20 protein-coding genes are annotated in these 23230 nt (G+C 39.3%); 9 read left to right on the top strand and 11 right to left on the bottom strand.

Annotation, left to right across the window (positions count from 1 at the left end; translation table 11 throughout):
- Positions 1-36: 36 nt before the first annotated feature.
- The 7 genes from ABN236_RS07320 to ABN236_RS07290 all read right to left on the bottom strand — a co-directional run bounded on the left by ABN236_RS07320 (position 37) and on the right by ABN236_RS07290 (position 8212).
- Positions 37-1272: a CaiB/BaiF CoA transferase family protein gene (locus ABN236_RS07320; protein WP_088494519.1), complete on the bottom strand. Its 1236-nt coding sequence runs from the start codon at positions 1270-1272 to the stop codon at positions 37-39.
- A gap of 66 nt (positions 1273-1338) precedes the next feature.
- Complete coding sequence (locus tag ABN236_RS07315; protein ID WP_349473683.1) at positions 1339-2976, bottom strand: AMP-binding protein; 1638 nt, start codon at positions 2974-2976, stop codon at positions 1339-1341.
- A gap of 471 nt (positions 2977-3447) precedes the next feature.
- A complete protein-coding gene (locus tag ABN236_RS07310) occupies positions 3448-4770 on the bottom strand; it encodes an MFS transporter (RefSeq protein WP_088494517.1) in 1323 nt (440 codons plus the stop codon).
- 84 nt (positions 4771-4854) lie between these two features.
- Positions 4855-5142, bottom strand: a complete 288-nt coding sequence (gene fixX / locus ABN236_RS07305; protein ID WP_023582978.1) for a ferredoxin-like protein FixX — start codon at positions 5140-5142, stop codon at positions 4855-4857.
- Positions 5139-6431 (bottom strand): FAD-dependent oxidoreductase FixC, encoded by a 1293-nt coding sequence (gene fixC / locus ABN236_RS07300; RefSeq protein WP_349473682.1) that lies wholly within the window; start codon positions 6429-6431, stop codon positions 5139-5141. The genes fixX and fixC overlap by 4 nt, the downstream gene beginning before the upstream one ends.
- Before the next feature lie 57 nt (positions 6432-6488).
- Positions 6489-7427, bottom strand: coding sequence for an FAD-binding protein (locus tag ABN236_RS07295; protein ID WP_088494515.1), 939 nt, complete (start codon positions 7425-7427; stop codon positions 6489-6491).
- A gap of 11 nt (positions 7428-7438) precedes the next feature.
- On the bottom strand, positions 7439-8212 hold the full coding sequence (locus ABN236_RS07290; RefSeq protein ID WP_194951268.1) for an electron transfer flavoprotein FixA: 774 nt from the start codon (positions 8210-8212) through the stop codon (positions 7439-7441).
- Positions 8213-8812: 600 nt separating this feature from the next.
- Here ABN236_RS07290 and caiT point away from each other — a divergent pair.
- The 6 genes from caiT (at position 8813) to caiE (ending at position 15927) form a co-directional block, all read left to right on the top strand.
- A complete protein-coding gene (gene caiT / locus ABN236_RS07285) occupies positions 8813-10327 on the top strand; it encodes an L-carnitine/gamma-butyrobetaine antiporter (protein WP_196532892.1) in 1515 nt (504 codons plus the stop codon).
- A gap of 41 nt (positions 10328-10368) precedes the next feature.
- Positions 10369-11511 carry a crotonobetainyl-CoA dehydrogenase gene (caiA, locus tag ABN236_RS07280; protein ID WP_023582983.1) on the top strand — a complete coding sequence of 381 codons (1143 nt, stop codon included), beginning with the start codon at positions 10369-10371 and terminating at the stop codon, positions 11509-11511.
- Between the two features lie 69 nt (positions 11512-11580).
- The gene (caiB, locus tag ABN236_RS07275; RefSeq protein WP_088494512.1) at positions 11581-12801 is read left to right on the top strand and encodes an L-carnitine CoA-transferase; all 1221 of its coding nucleotides are present in this window, start codon (positions 11581-11583) and stop codon (positions 12799-12801) included.
- Between the two features lie 74 nt (positions 12802-12875).
- The gene (gene caiC / locus ABN236_RS07270) at positions 12876-14432 is read left to right on the top strand and encodes a crotonobetaine/carnitine-CoA ligase (protein ID WP_349473681.1); all 1557 of its coding nucleotides are present in this window, start codon (positions 12876-12878) and stop codon (positions 14430-14432) included.
- A 76-nt stretch (positions 14433-14508) separates the two neighbouring features.
- Positions 14509-15294: a crotonobetainyl-CoA hydratase gene (gene caiD / locus ABN236_RS07265; RefSeq protein ID WP_088494510.1), complete on the top strand. Its 786-nt coding sequence runs from the start codon at positions 14509-14511 to the stop codon at positions 15292-15294.
- Between the two features lie 39 nt (positions 15295-15333).
- Positions 15334-15927, top strand: coding sequence for a carnitine operon protein CaiE (caiE, locus tag ABN236_RS07260; RefSeq protein ID WP_349473680.1), 594 nt, complete (start codon positions 15334-15336; stop codon positions 15925-15927).
- Positions 15928-16000: 73 nt separating this feature from the next.
- Here caiE and caiF read toward each other — a convergent pair whose 3' ends face one another.
- From caiF to ABN236_RS07240, 4 genes are all read right to left on the bottom strand, one after another.
- Positions 16001-16393 carry a carnitine metabolism transcriptional regulator CaiF gene (gene caiF / locus ABN236_RS07255; RefSeq protein ID WP_088494508.1) on the bottom strand — a complete coding sequence of 131 codons (393 nt, stop codon included), beginning with the start codon at positions 16391-16393 and terminating at the stop codon, positions 16001-16003.
- A gap of 816 nt (positions 16394-17209) precedes the next feature.
- Positions 17210-17872, bottom strand: a complete 663-nt coding sequence (fsa, locus tag ABN236_RS07250; RefSeq protein WP_088494507.1) for a fructose-6-phosphate aldolase — start codon at positions 17870-17872, stop codon at positions 17210-17212.
- Between the two features lie 289 nt (positions 17873-18161).
- The gene (locus ABN236_RS07245) at positions 18162-18773 is read right to left on the bottom strand and encodes a lytic polysaccharide monooxygenase (RefSeq protein ID WP_088494506.1); all 612 of its coding nucleotides are present in this window, start codon (positions 18771-18773) and stop codon (positions 18162-18164) included.
- Positions 18774-19099: 326 nt separating this feature from the next.
- Positions 19100-19555: a regulatory protein RecX gene (locus ABN236_RS07240; RefSeq protein WP_075673485.1), complete on the bottom strand. Its 456-nt coding sequence runs from the start codon at positions 19553-19555 to the stop codon at positions 19100-19102.
- 356 nt (positions 19556-19911) lie between these two features.
- Here ABN236_RS07240 and ABN236_RS07235 point away from each other — a divergent pair, with 356 nt between their 5' ends.
- From ABN236_RS07235 to ABN236_RS07225, 3 genes are read left to right on the top strand one after another with little or no spacing between them, the layout of a single operon-like run.
- Entirely contained in the window at positions 19912-20910 is a 999-nt protein-coding gene (locus ABN236_RS07235) for a hypothetical protein (RefSeq protein ID WP_349473679.1), read from the top strand.
- Positions 20910-22052, top strand: a complete 1143-nt coding sequence (locus ABN236_RS07230) for a BamA/TamA family outer membrane protein (protein ID WP_088494495.1) — start codon at positions 20910-20912, stop codon at positions 22050-22052. Before ABN236_RS07235 ends, ABN236_RS07230 begins: the two co-directional genes overlap by 1 nt.
- Positions 22052-23206, top strand: coding sequence for a DUF4056 domain-containing protein (locus ABN236_RS07225; RefSeq protein WP_349473678.1), 1155 nt, complete (start codon positions 22052-22054; stop codon positions 23204-23206). The genes ABN236_RS07230 and ABN236_RS07225 overlap by 1 nt, the downstream gene beginning before the upstream one ends.
- The last annotated feature ends 24 nt before the right edge of the window (positions 23207-23230 follow it).

Genomic DNA, 23230 nt, shown 5'->3' with positions numbered 1-23230 from the left:
GCCTTTGCTCTCCTGAAAATTAAAAAAGTAAGTGGATTATTCTTTCCACGTCATCACGTCTTTATTGGCTTCAAGGTTTGCTATCTCTTCAGCGCTATACCCTAATTCAGCTAATACAGACGGTGTGTCTTCACCTAACAAAGGACCACGGCGGTATTCAGGTAAACCACTCTCTAAGAAATCAATTGGTGGACGAACTAAGGCTTTTTCACTGCCATTTTTGTATTTCATGTTGTAGAAGGTGTTGATTGCCCAAGCTTGTTTGTCTTCCAACACTTCTTCCCAAGTTTGTGCAATGCTGAATGGGATATCGTTTTTGGTGAAAATATCCGCCCACTCTGACGCTGTTTTTTGCTCAACTTGTTGCCAAATCAGGTCATATAATTCAGGAGAGCGATTATTTTTCGCTACTTCTTGTAGACGTGTATAACGCGCGTCTTCCGCTAAATCTGGACGACCAATACAAGAAATAAAGGTTGGATAATAAGCGTCGTAAACAGGCATGCAGACTTGAATAAAACGATCATCTTTCGTTTTATAAGCCAGAATAAATGGACTGGTGGTATTGCGACGGTCGATTGGATAAGGCTGACCATAATCTGGGTATTGCGCCGCTTGGATCATGATAGCTTGGGTATAAATAGAGGTATGTAACAAGTTGGTTGAAACATACTCGCCTTGACCGATATTTTTAGCGCGAATATAAGCGGCTAACACACCTGAAACCAAGCCTAATGCACACTGGTGATCGCCAAGACCCGGGATCACGTTCATAGGTACTGTGCCTTTTTGGTACAGTGATCCTAAAATACCGCCACGCGCAAAGAAGGCTGTGTAGTCAAATCCGGGTAGATCTTTATCTGGACCTTCATCACCATAACCGGTCACGCTGGCGTAAACTAATTTTGGAAAGCGTTGTTTTAACGTTTCATAGTCTAAACCTGCGCGCTCTCTTGCACCGGGACGCCAGTTAGTTAAGAAAATGTCCGCTTTTTCTAGCAGTTCAAACAGGATTTTTTTCCCTGCTTCTGTTTTCGTATTTAACACAATTCCACGTTTATTGGCGTTTTCTAAATCAAAACTGGTGTTTTCATGTTGATCTAATGGGCGACCTTCTGTTGGTGCGGTATAGCGTAAGTTATCGCCACTTGGAGATTCGATTTTGATTACGTTCGCACCCATATCAGCTAAAATACGACCTGCTGCAGGTACTGCGATAAAGGTCGCCAACTCAACTACGGTGACGCCTTCCAGTGCTTTATGACTTGTCATTTCTTCTCCTAATTATTTTTAGACTTCATACTGCTGTTGTCAGAATGTGGATAAATCCGTTGTCACTTAACCCGCTACTTTGGTTTTTTCATCCATGATTGAAACGCTATAACCCAGTTGCAATTTCAGAGCTTGCACATCAATTTTTCCGCAAGGGGTATGAGGAAATTCTGTAAAGAAATGGAGTTCTTTGGGGATTTTGTAGCGAGCCAGTCGCTCTTGTAGAAATTCACGTAATTCACTTTCGCCAATGCGGTGATCTTTTTGCACACAAATAGTGGCAATCACTTCTTCGCCTAAGTCAGCAGATGGAACCCCAAATGCTTTTGTCGCATCAACACCGGGATATTCAGCAATCGCTTCTTCTATTTCACAAAGACTGATATTTTCACCACCGCGCACCACAATCTCTTTCATGCGATAGGCATAGTGATAATTTCCTTGTTCATCGATACAGCCGATATCACCCGTATGTAACCAACCCTCTTCGTCTAACGCTTCTTTGGTTTTATCTGGCGCATTGTCATAACCCATCATTACATGGAAGCCTCGCGTACAAATTTCACCTAAAGTGCCCATTGGTACAGGTTTGCCTGTTTTCGGATTGATAATTTTCATTTCGACAAAAGGTAAAGGCTTACCAATAGAGCTGCGTTTGATCTCTAAAGCATCATTAGGGAGAGTTTGAGTGCAACAAGGTGAAGCTTCTGTTTGGCCATAAGAGACGGTGATCCCTTTCATGCCGAGGATATTTTCGATGTCATCAATTAACGCAGGAGGAAAACTCGCTCCTGCGATAATGCCTTTATCAAGGCTAGATAAATCGTAGTGAGAAAACTGCTCGTGCTTCATTAAGCGGCTAAAAATCGTTGGTACGCCATGCATAACGGTACAACGATAGTCTTGCACCACTTTTAAAACATCTTCAGCACAGTAGTTATCTAGAAGAACTAATTGGCATCCGGTTGTTAATGCAAAAAAGAGGCAGGAAGAAAGCCCAAAACAGTGAAACAGAGGAACTGCAAGACAAATCACATCGTCATGCGTAACACCTAAGCGCTGTGCTGACAGCATTGCATTATTAATGACATTATATTGGCTTAGCATGACACCTTTAGGCATTGCAGTACTGCCAGAGGTCATTTGAATTGTCAGCAAATCTTTTACACTGACTTGTGCAACCGCATGTTGATATTCTTTATCTGATATTTTTTGGCTAACTTCTTTTAATTGAGATAAAGAAACACTTTTTTCTGCATGTTCATTTCCCATGCTAATAAATAACTGAGGTAATACATCTTTATTTTCAGATGCTTTTTTAGAAAGGCAATTAATAACTTCAATAAAATGATTACTTTTAAAACCATCTGAAAAACACAGTGCTTTAATTCCAGTTAATCGACATAAATCTAATAACTCTCTTTTCTTAAAATGAAAATTAATACAAACAACAGGAACACCAATTTGAGCAGCTGCAAGAAAACAGATTATCCACTCTTTACTATTAGCAGACCAAATACCTAAACGATCACCTTTTTTTAAACCAATGGCTAAAAAACCACGCGCAACACTTTCTACTTCTTGTTGTAATTGTTGCCAAGTCAGTGTTGTTTTACTTTGATTTTCAATCAAGGCTATTTGTAAAGCATGTTGCTTTACTACATTGTTTAGACATTCTTTAACTGTCGTTTCTAATAAGGTCATAAATACCTACTCAACCGCTTCTTTGCTGGTGTTTACGTCTGTAATGACCTTATTCTGGGTAGGGGAAATTATTCATTCTTGGTAAATAACGAACTGTTTTTCGTCATTTGAATAGTCTGAGAGAGATTTGTGATTGAGGTCTAGATTTGGTGAGTTAAATACAATTTGTAATTGAAGAGTAATTAATAACAATGAGATAAATTTGAAACTAAGGCGTTATAAAGGTGTTATTTTTAATAAAGAAAAAGGAGAGTCATTTTATTTAAATAAAATAATAAAACCACTCTCTTTTTAATATAAACATACTCATCTCATTTTAAGAGATAAACAAATCTTATCAATAAATATTAATGTAATAATTTAAATAAAAACAATATAAAAATAAATACAATAACGATTAAATTTTATAACATCTAAATAAAAAATAATTTAAATTACTTAACTTATTTTATTAATCATCGATTCAAGAGACTATTTTCCTCGACGCATTGGCATAGTTGAGGTTTGATTGAGTGTTAGTCCTTTGGTTTCTGGTGCAAACAAGACAGAAACTATCATTCCGAATAAGGAGATCGCAGCGCCCACCAGCATCGTGGTGTTAATACCATAAGTGGCGATAAAGGCAGGAAGAGCACACGTTGAAATAACCGTACCAATGCGACTTATTGACATGATAATGCCCACTGCTGATGCTCGAATATCTGTCGGAAACAATTCGTTAGGATAGAGCCATTGTAAAATTCCGGGGCCACCAGAAAAGAAGGCGTAAGTCGCAAACGCTAAGATGACAAATAAGATAGGTAAATCAGGGAAGACACCTAGCACTAATAATGCCAATGTCATCATGCCAAAACTACCAATCAATAGTGGACGTCGCCCTGTTTGATTTAACCAGAACATGGCGGGAATACACCCAAACATAAAGAACAAGCTAATAACCACATTCCCCAATGCCGCACTTCTTCCCGCATCCCATCCTAATAAACCGACAATTTGTGGTCCAAAGGTATAAATGGCAAACATCGGGATAACTTGGCAAGTCCAAATAACCGCAACAAACAAGACAAAAGAGAAGTGACGTTTATTAAATAGCTCAATAAAACGCGTTGTTTTAGCATCTTCCGCTTCAAATACGACGGGTTCACCAAAGAGTTTTACCATCATCTCATTACACTCTTTAATACGCCCTTTGCGTATTAGCCAAAGCGGTGATTCAGGTAAATCAAAACGACCAATTAAAATAATGACACAAGGGATAAAAGCACTGCCCAACATCCAACGCCAGCCATCTGCAACATCATATAAAAGATAACCGACTAAGTTGGCGCAAGTCGCCCCGATATACCACATTGCAGCAATAAAACCGACGGCAAAAGCGCGTTGTTTTTTATTGGAAAACTCAGTGATCATCGAGGTTGCAATTGGATAATCGGCACCAATTACAATTCCAATAAGAAATCGCATCACCAACAAGCCCACTGGCGTGGAAACAAACATCGTCGCAATAGAAATAATGGCAATAGCCACAATATCCACAAGGAACATTTTGCGACGACCGACTTTGTCACAAATATAACCAAAGAGTGACGTACCAATAAAAAGCCCTGCTAATGTTGCCGCACCAAGCAGACCAATCCATTGTGTATCAAGCTGTAATAACGGTGTGAGTTGCTCTAACGCCACGCCGATAATCACTAATACATAGCCATCAAGAAAAGGGCCACCACTCCCCCATAACATCACTCGACGATGCACAGAGGTAAAGCGAATATCATCAAAGTTTCTGGGTTGCATGACTGCGTCCTGGTATTTTTCTAAATAAAGCAAAAAAGAAAAGCTCCCAGGCCGGAGCAGCACTGGGAGAAAAGTAGCGATACATCATCCGTAACGATATTCCACGCCAAATGTTCCGCGTGGGTATTCCCATTTTTCAAGCGCACTATCTAAACCAAGAATTCGACAAGTTCCACACTCTAAGCACCCTGCATAGTCAAAGCTGATGGTGCCATCTTCTTGTTTTTTATAAAGACCTGCTGGACATGCTTTGACTAAAGTTTCCAATACCTGCATATCAGGCTGCTCTTTAACGACGATATGTGGATTTTCCTCATCAACATTAAATTTATTGATGCCTAATTTGACATCGACATTTACGGGAGAACTCATATTGCTTTTACTCCTTTGATCCCATCTTTGATCAGATTCATCCAGCCCACTTTTTTGGTATGGCGCATCATGGTTTTACGCATTGGTACTGGCGCTTCGCCAGTTACGGTGAAGAGATCTTTTGCGATACCAACTACCATTTCAGGGTAGGCGGTGAACATACGAGGGTTATCAAGTAAATCAGGCATACGCTGATAGGCTTTCATATCGCGTAACGGGCCATCTTCTAAATGTTTGAGATACTCATTTAGCGTTTGCTTGCTAAAATCATTTTTCTCCATGGCAGAGAGCACAGCTTTTGCTGCGGCTTCACCTGATGCCATCGCTAAATCCATGCCACGGATAGTAAAACCAAGGTTCATACACATCCCTGCTGCATCACCAGCAATCAATACGCCATCACGTACTAATTCGTTTTGCATTCTCAACCCAGCTTCAGGAACAACGTGTGCACCATATTCCACCATTTTTCCACCTTCAATTAGCGGAGCAACAACGGGGTGCTGTTTAAAATCTTCCAGCATTTGTGGTACTGATTTTTTTGCATCTTTAATATGGTGAAGCCCACAAACAAGACCTAAAGAAAGCGTGGTTTTATTGGTATATAAAAAACCACCGCCCATTAATCCATCGGTAGGCGAACCTGCAAATAACCAAGCCGCACCTTCGTTATCTTTTAGGTTAAAACGATCTTTAATGACACTTTCAGGCAGTTCGATGATCTCTTTTACACCCACTGCTACATTTTCAGCGGCAACACGTTTTGTCATCCCTAACTGTTCAGCCAAGATGGAATTCACACCATCGGCGAGGATCACCGCTTTGGCTTCTAACACATCACCGTCTGCCTCAACGCCGACAATCTTGCCATCACGCTCAACGAGCTTATCAACACGAATACCCGTAATACATTGCGCACCCGCGTTTTCGGCTTGCTCCATTAGCCATTGGTCAAATTCGCCACGTAATACAGACCAAGAGGCAGTTTTTGGGTTCTTTCCTTCTGTATTTTGGTAATCAATTGTCATTGCGCCGGTTTCGGTCATAAATGACAATTTTTCATGAGTAATAACGCGTTCAACAGGCGCTTCTTGCGCAAACTCAGGAATGATGCGCTCAAGGGTATGTGCATACATACGACCACCGGTTACATTTTTCCCGCCAGCGTAGTTACCTCTTTCTATTAGCAATACTTGTGCGCCTTCCCTTGCCAAAACAAGTGCAGCCACAGATCCTGCTAATCCTGCGCCAACAATAATGGCATCGAAAATATCTTCGGAATCGGACATAACATCTCCAGAATTTGCGATAAACAGCAGAGAAGTTTCCTTCCCTGCTTAAATAAATCAGTTAGATAATTGACGAGTTAATGCAGGTAAAATCTTCATTAAATCACCGACAATGCCGTAATCAGCGAATTGGAAGATAGGTGCATTTTTGTCTTTATTAATAGCAACTATGGTTTGTGCGCCATTAGCGCCGACCATATGTTGAATTTGTCCTGAAATACCGGCAGCTAAATAGAGTTCAGGTTTTAGCATCAGGTTAGAAATACCGACATAACGCTCGTGTTCCATCCACTTCTCATTTTCAGCAACAGGGCGAGAACAAGCGATTTCAGCACCAATGGCTTTCGCTAACTCTTCTGCAATGGCGATATTCTCTTTGCTACCAATACCGCGACCGACGCTGACAACAAAGCGTGCTTTATCTAAATCAACCGCATTGATTGCGCGTGGTTGAACTGAATTGCGAACGATGGTTTGAGCTGGAGCAATCCATGCGACTTTTTGTGCATTACCCGTAGCACCAGTTTCTGGTGCAACATCAAAAGCACCCACGCTTGCAGTTACCACACAATAAGGGGTTTTCAGCGTTTCATCACCAAAGGCAAGACCACCATAAACCATGTGTTTTGCCACTAATGCATCACCATCTGCCTTTAAAGATTGCGCGTCGTTAGAAACGACCGCGTCTAAACGGTGACCTAAACGTGCAGCTAATAATTTTCCGCGACGTGTATTAGGCAGTAGCACTAAACCTGCATCACCTTTTTGTTTGATGGTTTCAACCATGCTCTGCGCATAGTCTTCGATAATGCGATCGTCAGGTTTACCTTCTAATTGGAAAACCTCTGTTGCCCCTAATTTAAAAGCAGCAACGCTTTGTTCATCATTCAATGTAAATACATTGATAGATTGCCCTAATGAAGAAGCGCCACCCACTAATTCTGGTAAACGGGAAAGTGCATCACTAAATACCCAAACAGTTGAAAACTGGCTCATAACTCCCCCTATTACTTAAGAATTTTACGTAAATGTTCTGCCAACTCAGCAATCTGATCATCGCCATCACCTTCAATAATGATGCGTTGACGCACTTTCTGTTTCGGCGCTGCCACTGTTTGCTCTGAACGCGCAGTCATCGCATCCAAACCAAGATCGGCAACACTCCATTGCTGAACAGGTTTCTTGGCAGCGCCAAGAATGGCTTTCATCGAAGGAATTTGAGGTGTGTTAATGTCGGTAGAAACCGCGATAACAGCAGGTAATGGAATAGTCAGTGTTTCGATTTCATTTTCTAATTCACGCTCAACCGTAATTGAGTCATTAGAAAGAGAAACAATTTTGTTAATACCATTGATTGCAGGAATATTTAAAAATTCACCCACCAGCAAGCTAACTTGTTGTGAGCTAAGATCCGCAGAGCCATCACCGCAAAGAATTAAGTCGTAACCTTTTTTAGTCGCAGCCGCCGCCAGCGCAACCGCTGTTTGGTAAGGTAAAGAGGCTTCAAGTTGATCATCAACCACAACCACGAGTTCGTCAGCACCACGAGAAAGAACGTCTTTACGTGCTTTCGCGTTTGTCAGTGCTTTACCACCAACACTCATTGCCGTGATTTGAATACCATCAAGTTGAGTCTTAAGCTGATTAGCAGCTTCAATCGCATTTAAATCATATTGGCTGATTTTGGTGTTAGCACGAGAAAAATCCAGCGAACTATCTGCGCTATTTACCGTAATATCCTGCTCGTCGGGAACACTCTTGTAACATGTAATAATATTCATTACATCTCCTGAAATTAATAAATAATGTCATTTGCTCTGGCAATGTAATATAGAATTAACACAATTAAGAGATTAAAAAATTAAACCTAGGTCACCAATATTGAACATTACTAAATAAAGAATGGATAGGTTTCAATATTGCTAAACATATCACCAATATTGAAATTAGTTTTAATTGAAGTGAACAACTTTCAATATTGCTACATCGATCAACAATATTGAACATAATAAAGATAATGGTATTTAACGTTCAATATTGCCACCAAGATCAACAATATTGAAAGACGGAATATAACAACCCTATTACATACAAGATGATAGATATAACTATCAATTAGTTACAATGAAAACGAAACGTTATAAAACGTAACATAAAATCGACAAAAAGAATAGTGTGAAGTAAATAACAGAATGGATTTCTTATAATATCCATTATTCATCATCATTAATCGATTTGTGGATTAGCCAATAAGTTTATTTATCTATTATGATGAAACACCAATAGACGAAATACTCATAAATAAACTCAAATGCTTTATTAGACATTAGGAATTAACACTACTTAAACTTCTGCGTTAAATATATTTGGAAAATTTACCTATGAGCAAAGATAATAAAAAGGCAGGAATAGAACCGAAGGTTTTTTTTCCGCCATTAATCATTGTTGGTATTTTATGCTGGCTAACGGTACGTGATCTTGACGCTTCAAATGAAGTGATTAATGCCGTATTCAGCTATGTTACCAATGTCTGGGGTTGGGCCTTCGAATGGTACATGGTCATTATGTTCGGGGGTTGGTTTTGGTTAGTCTTCGGTCGTTATGCCAATAAACGTCTAGGAGACGATAAACCTGAATTTAGTACCGCAAGCTGGATCTTTATGATGTTTGCGTCTTGTACATCAGCAGCCGTCCTCTTCTGGGGTTCGATTGAAATATACTACTATATTTCAAGCCCTCCTTTTGGGATGGAAGCTTACTCAACTCAAGCTAAAGAAATTGGTCTTGCTTACAGCTTGTTCCACTGGGGTCCTTTACCTTGGGCAACTTATAGTTTCCTTTCTGTTGCATTCGCCTACTTTTTCTTTGTTCGCAAAATGGAAGTTATCCGTCCAAGTAGTACCTTAACCCCATTAATCGGTGAAAAACACGTTAATGGGATCGTCGGAACCATTATTGATAACTTCTATCTTGTTGCTTTAATTCTGGCAATGGGGACTAGCCTTGGTTTAGCAACACCGTTAGTGACTGAATGTATTCAATACTTATTTGGTATTCCTCATACCCTGCAATTAGACGCCATCATTATCTCTTGCTGGATCTTATTAAACGCAATTTGCGTGGCATTCGGTCTGCAAAAAGGGGTGAAAATCGCCAGTGATATTCGTACTTACCTAAGCTTCTTAATGCTGGGTTGGGTATTTATCGTTGGTGGTGCGAGCTTTATCGTCAATTACTTCACAGACTCTGTTGGTACATTGATGATGTATATGCCTCGTATGCTGTTCTATACAGACCCAATCGGTAAAGGTGGATTCCCTCAAGGTTGGACTGTGTTCTATTGGGCATGGTGGGTTATTTATGCCATCCAAATGAGTATCTTCTTAGCACGTATCTCTAAAGGCCGTACTGTTCGTGAATTATGTTTAGGGATGGTTTCAGGTTTAACCGCAGGAACTTGGTTAATTTGGACAATTCTTGGTGGTAACACCTTACAACTAATTGACCAAAACATTCTCAACATTCCACAACTGATTGAACAATACGGTGTACCTCGCGCAATCATCGAAACATGGGCGGCATTACCGTTGAGCACAGCGACAATGTGGGGCTTCTTTATCCTCTGCTTTATTGCCACTGTCACCTTAATTAACGCCTGTTCTTACACACTAGCAATGTCCACTTGTCGCTCTATGAAAGAAGGCTCTGAGCCACCTTTATTAGTGCGTATCGGCTGGTCTGTGCTGGTCGGTGTTATCGGCATCATTCTACTCGCACTTGGCGGTTTAAAACCAATTCAAACCGCCATTATTGCTGGAGGATGCCCACTATTTTTCGTCAATATCATGGTCACCTTGTCCTTTATTAAAGATGCCAAAGTACATTGGAAAGACTGATCCGCTATACGCAAAGAATGACATATTAAGAGGTTATTAACATGGATTTTAGATTGAATGATGAGCAGGAACTGTTTGTTGACGGTGTCCGCGAATTAATGGCCAGTGAAAACTGGGAAGCTTATTTCGCACAGTGTGATCGCGAAAGTAAATACCCAGAACGTTTTGTCAAAGCCTTAGCGGATATGGAAATTGACAATTTGCTTATCCCTGAAGAGCACGGTGGCTTAAATGCAGGTTTTGTTACTGTTGCTGCAATCTGGATGGAATTAGGTCGCTTAGGTGCGCCAACTTACGTGCTTTATCAATTACCGGGTGGATTTAACACCGTCTTGCGTGAAGGGACTCAAGAGCAAATTGATAAAATTATGGCGTTCCGTGGTACAGGTAAACAGATGTGGAACTCTGCTATCACAGAACCCGGTGCAGGCTCTGACGTAGGTAGCTTACAAACTACTTATACTCGTAAAGATGGCAAAGTTTACCTCAATGGTAGCAAGTGCTTTATCACCAGTAGTGCTTATACCCCTTACGTTGTTGTGATGAGCCGTGACTCAGCATCTCCAGATAAACCTATCTTCACTGAATGGTTTGTGGATATGAGCAAACCGGGTATCAAAGTAAACAAGTTAGAAAAACTGGGTTTACGTATGGATAGCTGCTGTGAAATCACTTTCGACAACGTTGAACTTGAAGAAAAAGACATGTTTGGTCGTGAAGGTAACGGCTTTAACCGTGTGAAAGAAGAGTTCGACCACGAGCGTTTCTTAGTGGCTCTCACTAACTACGGTACAGCAATGTGTGCATTTGAAGATGCAGCGCGTTATGCCAACCAACGTGTGCAATTTGGTGAAGCAATTGGTCGCTTCCAACTTATTCAAGAAAAATTTGCCCATATGGCGATCAAACTCAATTCAATGCGCAACATGTTATATGAAACTGCATGGAAGAGTGACAACAACTTAATCACTTCCGGTGATGCAGCTATGTGTAAATACTTCTGTGCAAATGCGGCGTTTGAAGTGGTTGATAGTGCAATGCAAGTGCTTGGTGGTGTCGGTATTGCTGGCGAGCACCGTATTTCTCGTTTCTGGCGTGACCTTCGTGTTGACCGTGTATCTGGTGGTTCTGATGAAATGCAGATCCTGACATTAGGACGTTCAGTACTTAAACAGTATCGCTAATTAATCACGAATAACTCTCTCATCCAATGATGAGAGAGTTTTCACTCAGACCACTTACGAGGTGACGCTATGACAGAACATTTACCAATGCCACAATTCGGCCCACTTTCAGGGGTTCGTGTTGTGTTTTCAGGAATTGAAATTGCAGGGCCATTCGCAGGACAAATGTTCGCAGAATGGGGAGCTGAAGTGATTTGGATTGAAAACGTTGCATGGGCTGACACCATTCGCGTTCAACCTCACTACCCTCAACTTTCTCGCCGTAATCTTCATGCACTATCGTTAAATATCTTTAAAGACGAAGGTCGTGATGCGTTCCTAAAATTAATGGAAACAACCGACATCTTTATCGAAGCGAGTAAAGGTCCAGCCTTTGCACGTCGCGGTATTACGGATGAAGTATTATGGGAGCATAACCCTAAATTAGTTATCGCTCATTTATCTGGTTTTGGTCAATATGGCGATCCGCAATACACCAACTTACCGGCTTATAACACCATTGCTCAGGCTTTCAGTGGTTACCTTATTCAAAACGGTGACAAAGATCAGCCAATGCCAGCCTTCCCTTATACCGCAGACTATTTCTCAGGAATGACTGCAACCACTTCTGCGTTAGCAGCACTGTATAAAGTTCAACAAACAGGGAAAGGCGAAAGCATTGATATTGCTATGTATGAAGTGATGCTGCGTATGGGGCAATACTTCATGATGGACTATTTCAATGGCGGCGAAATCTGCCCTCGTATGACAAAAGGGAAAGATCCTTACTACGCAGGCTGTGGGCTTTACCGTTGCCAAGATGGTTATATCGTGATGGAAGTTGTCGGTATCACTCAAATTCAAGAAATTTTCAAAGATATCGGACTTGCTCATCTGCTTGGTACACCTGAAGTACCTGAAGGCACTCAACTTATTCACCGTATTAATTGCCCACATGGTCAATTATTTGAAGACAAATTAGATGAATGGTTAGCTAAGCAACCCATCACAGAAGTACTTAAACGTCTTTCAGAGCTCAATATTGCCAGCGCTAAAGTGCTGACTATTCCAGAGCTTGAAGACAATCCGCAATATGTCGCACGTGAATCGATTACCGAATGGCAAACCATGAATGGCGAAACCTGTAAAGGGCCGAATGTGATGCCTAAATTCAAAAATAATCCGGGAAAAATCTGGCGTGGAATGCCATCTCACGGCATGGACACTAATGCAATTTTGAAAAATATCGGTTATAGCGACGAACAAATCAGGGGGCTGGTCGATAAGGGACTGGCTAAAATCGTAAAGTAACACTGTAAAATTCAGGCGTTGTATAGGCATAAAACACGTCTGAATTTACAGCAAAAGAATAGGGTAACAGTTTAATGGATGTGATTGGCAAACAAAACTTACGTCAAATGTGGGATGATTTGGCAGAGGTTTATGGTACAAAAACAGCGCTAATTTTTGAATCCGCACAAGGACACGTGAGACAATTTAGCTACAGTGAATTAAATGAAGAGATAAATAGAACCGCAAATCTTTTTCATGCTGGTGGCATAAAAAAAGGCGATCACGTTGCCTTACATCTTGATAACTGTCCTGAATTTTTCTTTTGCTGGTTTGGCTTGGCAAAAATTGGCGCTGTTATGGTGCCAATTAATGCGCGCTTTATGTATGACGAGAGCGCATGGATAATCAATCACTGCCAAGCCCATTACGTGGTCACTCGCGATAATTTCTATCCTATTTACCAACCTATGTTGCAGGATGAACAATGCCCTTTAACGCAACTGTTTTTAATAACAGAAAACAGTCTACCTGCTGAAAAAGGCGTTATCGACTTTTTAAAAGAGAAAGCCAAGCACCCTGTTACGCTTAATCATCACACACCATTAAGTGTGGATGATACTGCTGAAATTCTTTTTACCTCAGGAACAACTTCTCAACCCAAAGGCGTAGTTATCACACACTATAATCTACGCTTTGCGGGTTATTACTCATCATGGCAAAACGCATTACGTGAAGACGACGTTTATCTTACAGTGATGCCTGCCTTTCATATTGACTGCCAATGCACAGCATCACTCGCTGCATTTTCAGTGGGTGCCACTTTTGTATTGTTAGAAAAATACAGTGCCAGAGCCTTTTGGAAACAGATCCTTAAATACCAAGCAACGGTTGCGGAATGTATTCCAATGATGATGAGAACCTTAATGGCGCAACCTGTTTCATCAGAAGAAAAGCAGCACAAATTACGTGAAGTGATGTTTTATCTCAATCTTGCCGATGAAGAAAAAGATGCCTTCCTTGAACGCTTTAACGTGCGATTACTCACCTCTTATGGCATGACAGAAACCATTGTCGGACTAATTGGTGACAGACCTGGCGATAAACGCCGTTGGCCATCAATTGGTAGACCCGGTTTTTGCTATCAAGCTCAAATCAGAGACAAACAAAATAACGAAGTCCCTGATGGGGTTGTAGGTGAAATTTGCGTAAAAGGCGAGCCCGGAAAAACTATTTTTAAAGAGTATTACAACCGACCTGATGCCACTGCAAAAGCATTAGAGCCTGATGGTTGGTTACATACTGGCGATTATGGTTATCGTGACGATGAGGGCTTTTTCTATTTCGTTGATCGCAGTTGCAATATGATCAAACGCGGTGGTGAGAATGTCTCTTGTGTTGAGATTGAAAATATCATTTCTTCACATCCTAAAATTCAAGATGTGGCTGTAATTGGTGTACCTGACAATATTCGTGATGAAGCAATTAAAGCGTTTGTCGTGCTGGTTGAAAATGAAACCTTGAGTGAAGAAGAGTTCTTCCATTTCTGTGAGCAAAATATGGCGAAATTCAAAGTTCCCTCTGAAGTTGAATTTAGAGACGGATTGCCTCGTAACTGCTCAGGAAAAGTGATTAAAAAGCATTTGAAATAAGGCATAGGTAGGTTTAACCACAAATTAATAACCTCAATCATAAATGCTTATTTTTGATGACGAAAAGGAATACAACATGAGCCAATCATTACACCTAACAACTCGTGGTTCAGTACTTGAAATTGTATTAGACAGACCAAAAGCGAATGCTATTGATGCGAAAACAAGCCATGAAATGGGCGAAGTTTTTCTCCGTTTTCGTGATGATCCAAGCTTACGTGTCGCAATTATTACAGGTGCAGGCGAACGCTTTTTCTCTGCGGGATGGGATTTAAAAGCCGCGGCTGAAGGCGAAGCACCTGATGCTGACTTTGGTGCCGGTGGTTTTGCAGGTTTAACTGAGCTTTTCAATCTGGATAAGCCTGTCATTGCTGCGGTTAATGGCTATGCTTTTGGTGGTGGCTTTGAATTAGCACTCGCCGCTGACATGATGGTGTGTTCAGACAATGCTTCTTTTGCTTTGCCTGAAGCCCAATTAGGTATTGTACCTGACAGTGGCGGTGTTCTGCGTTTGCCTAAACGTTTACCACCCGCTATCGTCAACGAAATGCTGATGACAGGTCGCCGCATGAATGCTGACGAAGCACTGCGTTGGGGTATTGCAAACCGTGTTGTCAGCTCCGCAGAACTTATGGACAGCGCACGTGAACTTGCAGACCAAATTGCCAACAGTGCCCCACTGGCTGTAGCTGCATTAAAAGAGATTTATCGTGCCACCAGCGAGCTTTCCATTGAAGAGGGTTACAAACTTATGCGCAGTGGTGTGCTAAAACATTACCCAAGCGTTTTACATTCAGAAGATGCCACAGAAGGCCCATTAGCCTTTGCTGAAAAACGCGCACCTGAGTGGAAAGGCCGGTAATTATCGTTGATCTCGATAATACAACAAAGAGGAAAACTGATGAGTATCTACGCGTTTGAAGGTCTTATTCCTGTGGTTCATCCAACAGCTTATGTTCATCCATCTGCTGTATTAATTGGTGATGTGATTATCGGTGCAGGTGTTTATATCGGTCCATTTGCATCACTCAGAGGGGATTATGGGCGCTTGATTGTTGAAACAGGTGCTAACCTTCAAGACGGTTGTATCATGCACGGTTATACCGATATGGATACCATTGTTAGAGAAAATGGGCATATTGGACACGGCGCAATTCTCCATAGTTGTATTATCGAGCGTGATAGTTTAGTGGGTATGAATAGCGTGATTATGGATGGTGCAGTGATTGGCGAAGAAAGTATTGTTGCCGCGATGAGCTTTGTGAAAGCAGGCTTTCAAGGACAACCTCGGCAAATGCTGATTGGTAGCCCTGCAAAACATGTGCGGGATATTACTGATAATGACATGGAATGGAAGCGTATGAACACACGCGAATATCAAGATTTGGCCGTTCGTTGTCGCCAAAGCTTAGTTGAAACCACACCTTTAACTGCACCTGAACCTAATCGCCCACGTTTACGTGGCACAACAGATGTAAAGCCGAAAGGTCAGTAACAAACTACGACAGGCGTTGCGAGCGCCTGTCGTCATTATTCAAATTGTTTAGTATGAAACGAAGTCACGTAAATTAGCGACGTTGGGATTTTGACAACATCCATTGCCATTTTTGCTCATGGTTCAATCCATGAGGGATCATCGCCGCTAATTTTTCAGGAGAACTTTGACTACTTTTTTCTTGAATATGGCCTTTTAAACGTGAATAGACTTGAGGATCAATATGACTGACTTTGATCATCCGTTGACACTGACAGCCTCTACCTTCTAGTTGGTTAGGAACACTTTTCGTTTCACACTCAATTTCTTTTACATCAGAAAGAATGTAAGAAACGATATTAATTGCGTTGCATTGAGGAATATCGAATTTTTTTGCGATTTCCTTTGCACTTACCCAACGTTCTTGCTCTTGAACCCAATCAGCAATTGACAGATAGAGTGGCTTACTCATGTATTCTTCACACATAATTACTCCAATATCACAAATGAAATTTATTTATCGCTAAATAAAGATAATAACTATATATGTTAATTATCATTGCACCGCGGAGTATCGGTTTTCCCTGTTAATTTGAGAAGTTAACAAACTTATCAAAATAATACTTAGTTTATTTTTAACAACCACACTCTTTAATTAACACGCCCGTCACAATTTATTATTTTGTTATTAAAGCCAAAGTAATAACAATTAAACCGAGTAAAAACAAAAAATTAATTAAATATAAAAATATAAAACATACTTTTAAAAACAGAATTTATCACATTGATTTTAAAAGCATTTCAAACAACAAAATAAAAAAGAAATAGATTATATTAATAATCCATTTATAGACTAACATTATAGTAATAGATTTTAATTTAGATTGCCAGAAAGGTGGCTTATTATTAGATGTAAATCAATAATCGTTTATCTTCACTTGCCGATGAGCCCATAAAAAATTCATTAGAAAAATTAAAGATTAAATAGAATGATAGGAAAGGATTTAATTTTAATACTCATTTACCTATTATATTATCAATAATGTATCTAGATAATAATAATTACAAATCATATATCTATAATATAATCCTATGAAATTAGCTAAAATAGACAGATGATCGCTCTATTTAAAATCCCTAATAAAAGAAGATTATTTCAACAAAGAATATCTATTTATTTTTATTTAAAAATAATGAAATAATATTTCAAATAAGACTCATTTACGCTTATCTCAAATAAATATCAACTAAGCGCTATATAAATAGAATAGCGCTTGATCATATAACGTTTAAGTAGATCCCATTATAAAAGGCGGCGATCAAATGCAGCTTGCCAATCATCGGCGAATCTATTTACCGCATCATCCACAACGGGAGAACGAATAATAGAGTAAGCAAGTTCAATCGGTAATGTCACCGAAGAAGCCCCTGCCAATAAACAATCAACAACTTGTCGTGGTGTTTTAAAACTCGCTGCTAGGATTTTTGTGGGTAAATTATGCATCGTAATCAGAGTTTGTAATTCTTTTACCACTCTTACCCCATCAGAGCCTTGTCTATCCATTCGATGTACATAAGGGGCAATATAATCCGCGCCAGCTAATGCTGCCATTAATCCTTGTGAGACACTGTAAATCGCAGTGCCTAATACCAGCATATTTTTTTGTTTTAATTGTTTAATGGCGACAAGTCCTGCTTCTGTAACCGGAATTTTAATCACCGTATTATCTGCAATATTTCCGATACGCAATGCTTCTTCAATCATGGTATCAACATCACTGGCAATGACCTGTGCAAATACCCGACCTTTACCGCCCATAGCTGCTTTTAATTCAGGTAGTAACGTTTCAATATTTTGTGCCGATTTAGCAATAATGGACGGATTGGTAGTGACACCTGCAATAGGAAGAACTTGAGAAAGTTTTCTGACTTCTTCGATATCCGCTGTATCTAAATAGATTTCCATAATCGCGCCTCAATAATGTTGGTTTTAAGCTAAATAATTATAGGTATAGATTAGAAAGTAGCATTGTAAGCGAGGGATTTCTAGTGGGATCAATAAAAATAGCGCCCGAGTAAAGGCGCTATTAATTAAATAACGATAATAAATAGTTATAGTTTTTATTTAATACAAAAATTAGCACTTACCCAAATTTAGAATTCAGATTTATTATCCATTTATAATTTAAAATAAATAAGATTAACTACAATGCTATTATTGATATTAAATAATTCTTTATATTAAGTTAAATTGATTATTTTTTAAAGTCAGCATCAATGACTTGATAAAATGCATTATTTGTATCTGCAATATTCCAAACACCTAAAATAACCTGATAACCTGAACGTTCGGGTATATTACAGTTTAATTCTACGGTTGCTGTTGGTATTTTCCCATTATCATCTTGTTGGCAAAATGGTGTTAAATCAAAATCAGCACGAGTCAGTGGTTTATTGACATCCCACTCTGGTTTGGTAATAAAGAATTGCCATGAAGCTGTACTGTGTTTAGCGGTTAATGTCCATTTAAAGGTATTTTCTCCACTTTTCATTGCCACTTTATGCCAGCGATCAGCACTTTGTGCATTTAAAGCAGAAAAAACTTCTTTTCCACCACTAGCAATTTGACCATCAGCAGGTCCATCGTTAGGAAAGCCTTTTGTCCCTTCAATTGATTGAGGTTCATACTGTATTGGACCACAATTTTTATTTAAATTTTTCCCTTTTTCTGAACACAAGAAAGCTCTGCTGGGAGGGACATCAATATAGCCATGTTTTAACGTCACATCAGCTGACGCTGTTGAAATAAAACCCGCTGATGATAATAATAATGTTGCAGTGAATACCATAAGTTTATTTTTCTTCATAATAAAACCTCATAATTATTAATAAGTGTTTTTAAATATAATGATTGCATCAATCACAATATATATTAGTCAAAAAAAGATAATTAAATATTCCTTTATTTATATTTGTGAGCGACATCGCTATTTAATTTAATATTAAAATGGAACTAACACTGTTATTTAATATTTATTAGATGATAATATTTTACTGGAATAATAAATAAAATTAATTTCTTAATATTATTAAGAATAAAAATGAAGTTGTAAATAAATACTTAAATAGAATATTTACAAACTTCTTAATTATTAAAATAAATTTCGTTATAAAAAATCTTACAATAAAAAAATCAAAACAGCGCATTGATATAATCAGAGGTAAACCCACGATATTGCAGATAACGAATTTGCTTGGCTCTCTCTTTAAAGTCTTTGGGTTTAGCGGTACCGAATTTTTTCTCTTTCAGATCTTGGCAAAGTGCGTACCAATCAGTGTCAGTTTCTTCTAATACACGCTCAATAATTTCGCTAGGAAATCCTTTTAAGCGTAATTCTTGGCGAATACGTAACGGCCCATAGGATTTATTTAAATAACTGCGAAAAAAACTATAAATAGTTCGATTATCATCAAGGTACTGGCTTTCAAGTAAGCGCTCGATGACTTGAGGCAAACATTCGGGGGCAGTCGGTGAATCCTTCTCAGTTTCGCGAATTCGACGTTCAATTCGACGTTGCAGTTCGCTTGTACTGTAATCACGACGAGACAGCATAAAAATGGCGTACTGATAAAGCTCTTGATAGGTCATAACGTTCCTTTATTAAAAGAGTCCATATAAAGCAACTATTATCATAACGGTTTATCACCGAAATAGCTTATTTCGATGTTAATTTCATCAGTAATATCGAGAGAAATAAAATAGTAATAATTAAAAGAAGAATTATCATTCTCTTTTATAATTTCAATCGACTAGTTTTATTAAGGTTTTCTTAGGAAAAATAGGGATATTAACTTAATAATCCCTTAATAATACTACAATAATGCGAAATACAAGCATCAATTACTGTATATCGCACTTATAGCTGGTGACCATCAATTAGAAAAAGATTAAAATTTTACGCTACTCTTTTACTACTTACTTTTTTAATTTCCTGTGGGTTATGTATGAACTTTTCCAATTTAAATAAGGTGGTATTAACCGCCTCTCTTCTTGCGACTGGCTTTTCTTACGCGGATAGCGATCGCCCACTGCTTTCTTTAAGTGTTAGCCAATCCGGTGGTACTGCTTTAAATAATGAAGGTTCATTAGATACCCGTACCCCAACAAGCCAATCTCGTGTTTTACCCATTTGGGGCGATGAAGCTCGTGCCCGAGGTTATGATATTGCAGAGCCTTTTGGTGCTAGCTACAACTATATGAATCTACGCCAAGACGTTATCGTAGATAAAATTGGTTTTAGCTCCAGTACTCCAATAGGCCAGGCTCTTCTTGGGCTTGTTGACATTGATGTTGGCCACACTCGCAGTAACAACGAATCCCATATGTTAAAATTGGATACTTGGGTTTTTCCTTTTATGAATGTGTATGGGATTTATGGAAAAACAAAGGGTACATCTGTTGCACAATTAAACTCCGTTTACTTTGCTGATGCAACTGAACCTTCTGTTGAAAATGTTCCTTTTAAATTAAATTATGATGGCAAGTCTTATGGTGCTGGTTTTACCTTAGCTGGAGGATATAACCAATTTTTTGGTACCTTCGATTTAAACTACACCAAAACGAACCTTGATATTTTAGACGGTGATATTAAAGCGTTAGTGATCACCCCTAGAGTAGGCTATGAATTTATTTTCTCACCACTGATTTCGGGTCAAGGCAATACCAAACTACAAGTCTGGACAGGTGCGATGTACCAAGATATTACTCAACGTTTTAGGGGAGATGTCAGCAGACTAGATTTACCTGATGGGTTAGATGATTTAATGGGTCTCGGTTCTTCATTTATGGGTAATATCAAATTCGATGTTGAACAGCATCTTGCCCATAAATGGAATAATACTATTGGTGCACGTTTAGAATTAACGCGTAATTTTAACGTCACAACTGAGCTTGGTTTTAATAATCGTAATAGCTTCTTTGTTTCAGGTGAGTTCCGTTTTTAATGGTTAAATACCCTTTTATTTTTGGGCTGGCATTTGCCAGCCTATTTATTTCGCATACAGCACAAGCACAACTCTTCCCCGATAGACAACAAATAGACCAATGGTTAGTTGGACTAGGGGGAGAAAATAACTTCGACCGCAGTAAAACTATCGACTGGGGCATATTACCGGGACCATTTTATACGCCAGAGCTAGAATTGGGTGTAGGCATTGCCCTTGTTGGTCTTTATCAAGCCGATAGTCGCCCTGATAGCAAAATCTCGTCTCTCTCGTTAAGTGGTTTTGGTTCATCAACCGGTGCTTTTGGTATGAACTTTAATAACTACACCTATTTAGCGAATGATACGTGGCGTTTTTATCTCACAGGAACATTAAATAATGTCCCTACCAATTATTGGGGTGAGGGTTATCACGAAGGACGTGTAAAAGATCATTTCGGTGAGTTTCGCTCTCAAGAATTGCGTCTAACCCCCACTTTATTGCGTCAAATTACCAAAAACACTTATATAGGATTAGGGTGGGATTACTCCAATCTACAAGCCGCTGCCCCAGATAATCCCTTTAAAGACTATATGAAGGCACGTGATTTACCTTTGCGTTCAACTAGTTCAGGAATAACAGTTCGATTTACTTACGATAGTCGCGATTTTTTACCGAATGCTTACCAAGGTCAGGCTTTTGATATCAGCTATACCCATTACTCACCAGATACGGGCAGTAATAATCGTTTTAATGCGACACAGATACAATATAACTACTATTATCCCTTAAGTGATAATGCGGTATTAGCATTTGATAATTATGCCCGTTTCACATCAGGTGATGTGCCTTGGAGCCAATTATCTAAACTGAGTAATGGACAGCAAATGCGAGGCTATTACGAAGGGCGATATCAAGATAATCACGTATTTTCAACTCAATTAGAGTACCGCCAAAAACTCGATTGGCGTCATGGCATTGCACTTTGGGTTGGTGGTGGTACGTTAAGCGACCAAGCGAGTGATTTAGGTAAAGGCCATTGGCTACCTAGTGTCGGAGTAGGTTATCGATTTGAATTTAAACCACGTATGAATGTACGTCTCGATTTTGGTATAGGCAAAGAAAGTACAGGATTCTATTTTCAAGTAGGTGAAGCATTTTGATGTTTAAGCGGTTTCTTTTTACCAACACCATTGTCTTCTTCTTATTTATTGCAGGTTGCACTCAAGTCATGCCTGTTAAATCTCTGCACGCCAATCTTGATAGTGTCACCCACGAAGAAGCAACACAGCTTTGGCAAACACCCGAACCGTTAACAGCACCCAACGGCTTAAGACCTTGTTGTGCCTTTGGTTACGACTTAAAAGTTAAAGCATTCGAAATCCCTATTCCTTTCTATCGTATTGATAACGTTGTTGAGGCCTCAGCATTGGGTAATCATCGTTATAACGATAGTTTTTGGCTAGGTACAGGCGCAGTATTGGGCTTAGGAAGTGAAAAATCAGGCTTAATTTATTCTCATAAAGGGGGATTTCTTGATATCGCCCATATTCGTGATACCGCGGATTATACTTATTATCTCTTTAGCCATATCTATCCAAAATTAGGACAAGAGTGGACGCTAACGTTAAGTGATGAGTTGGCACAACGTAAAATCCGCTTTAATGCATTCACACCACCTAAAAATGAATTAGAACGTTATACCTTAAGTGCCTATCTTGCTGCACACCTCGGTTATCGCCTTGCGGTATGGCATGAAATTGCACAATGGTATGGTTTTCGCTCTGTACCCGGTTTTTCAGAAGGTATCTCTGCATTTTCACCCGAAGATCTCTACTCCAATTTAATTGGAGCAAGGCTTTCTCTTACACTTATTTTAAAGGGTCACGCCACCAGCCTTGAGCAATATAATCAATCAATGCAGGGCATTATTCCTTCTGCACTTTATCAATTAGAGGCTCAACCTCGCCAATTAACACAACAATGGTTTGATGTTATTGATGGACAATGGTGGGATAGTCAGCAACGAGTCCCCGATAAATTCTTAGTTTTACTGCGTGATTATCATATCTCAGACCAACGGTATCCAGTGTTACCTTTTGAGGAAATAACGTCGCCTCACTACCTCACTTTACCTAGTGCTTATTCTGGTTACGTTTTAGAACAATTAGCAGAATTTCAGCTTTGGCCAACAAAGGAAATGGGAAATTTACCGCATCCTAAAACCTACTGGAGTGAAGCGGATTTTACTGATTTAACAGAAAAAGCGCGTGAAATTGATAATAAAACTAGACCAAAAACAACAAAAATTGACTAAATAATAAACAAAATTGACACATTA

It is taken from the genome of Proteus sp. fly-1013 (genome assembly GCF_040140245.1).
GTDB classification, from domain to species: Bacteria; Pseudomonadota; Gammaproteobacteria; order Enterobacterales; family Enterobacteriaceae; genus Proteus; species Proteus mirabilis_B.
The sequence above is the reverse complement of the archived record's forward strand: the minus strand, read 5'-3'. Positions and strand labels throughout refer to the sequence as shown.

What these genes read in the sequence shown, in the direction of transcription:
- ABN236_RS07245 (WP_088494506.1), bottom strand. Translation starts at nt 18,773, where the DNA reads ATGAAGAAAAATAAACTTATGGTATTCACTGCAACATTATTATTATCA.
- caiD (WP_088494510.1), top strand. Translation starts at nt 14,509, where the DNA reads ATGAGCCAATCATTACACCTAACAACTCGTGGTTCAGTACTTGAAATT.
- ABN236_RS07315 (WP_349473683.1), bottom strand. Translation starts at nt 2,976, where the DNA reads ATGACCTTATTAGAAACGACAGTTAAAGAATGTCTAAACAATGTAGTA.
- caiF (WP_088494508.1), bottom strand. Translation starts at nt 16,393, where the DNA reads ATGTGTGAAGAATACATGAGTAAGCCACTCTATCTGTCAATTGCTGAT.
- caiT (WP_196532892.1), top strand. Translation starts at nt 8,813, where the DNA reads ATGAGCAAAGATAATAAAAAGGCAGGAATAGAACCGAAGGTTTTTTTT.
- ABN236_RS07235 (WP_349473679.1), top strand. Translation starts at nt 19,912, where the DNA reads ATGAACTTTTCCAATTTAAATAAGGTGGTATTAACCGCCTCTCTTCTT.
- ABN236_RS07320 (WP_088494519.1), bottom strand. Translation starts at nt 1,272, where the DNA reads ATGACAAGTCATAAAGCACTGGAAGGCGTCACCGTAGTTGAGTTGGCG.
- caiA (WP_023582983.1), top strand. Translation starts at nt 10,369, where the DNA reads ATGGATTTTAGATTGAATGATGAGCAGGAACTGTTTGTTGACGGTGTC.
- caiC (WP_349473681.1), top strand. Translation starts at nt 12,876, where the DNA reads ATGGATGTGATTGGCAAACAAAACTTACGTCAAATGTGGGATGATTTG.
- caiE (WP_349473680.1), top strand. Translation starts at nt 15,334, where the DNA reads ATGAGTATCTACGCGTTTGAAGGTCTTATTCCTGTGGTTCATCCAACA.
- ABN236_RS07230 (WP_088494495.1), top strand. Translation starts at nt 20,910, where the DNA reads ATGGTTAAATACCCTTTTATTTTTGGGCTGGCATTTGCCAGCCTATTT.
- ABN236_RS07240 (WP_075673485.1), bottom strand. Translation starts at nt 19,555, where the DNA reads ATGACCTATCAAGAGCTTTATCAGTACGCCATTTTTATGCTGTCTCGT.
- ABN236_RS07225 (WP_349473678.1), top strand. Translation starts at nt 22,052, where the DNA reads ATGTTTAAGCGGTTTCTTTTTACCAACACCATTGTCTTCTTCTTATTT.
- fixC (WP_349473682.1), bottom strand. Translation starts at nt 6,431, where the DNA reads ATGTCCGATTCCGAAGATATTTTCGATGCCATTATTGTTGGCGCAGGA.
- ABN236_RS07290 (WP_194951268.1), bottom strand. Translation starts at nt 8,212, where the DNA reads ATGAATATTATTACATGTTACAAGAGTGTTCCCGACGAGCAGGATATT.
- ABN236_RS07310 (WP_088494517.1), bottom strand. Translation starts at nt 4,770, where the DNA reads ATGCAACCCAGAAACTTTGATGATATTCGCTTTACCTCTGTGCATCGT.
- fsa (WP_088494507.1), bottom strand. Translation starts at nt 17,872, where the DNA reads ATGGAAATCTATTTAGATACAGCGGATATCGAAGAAGTCAGAAAACTT.
- fixX (WP_023582978.1), bottom strand. Translation starts at nt 5,142, where the DNA reads ATGAGTTCTCCCGTAAATGTCGATGTCAAATTAGGCATCAATAAATTT.
- ABN236_RS07295 (WP_088494515.1), bottom strand. Translation starts at nt 7,427, where the DNA reads ATGAGCCAGTTTTCAACTGTTTGGGTATTTAGTGATGCACTTTCCCGT.
- caiB (WP_088494512.1), top strand. Translation starts at nt 11,581, where the DNA reads ATGACAGAACATTTACCAATGCCACAATTCGGCCCACTTTCAGGGGTT.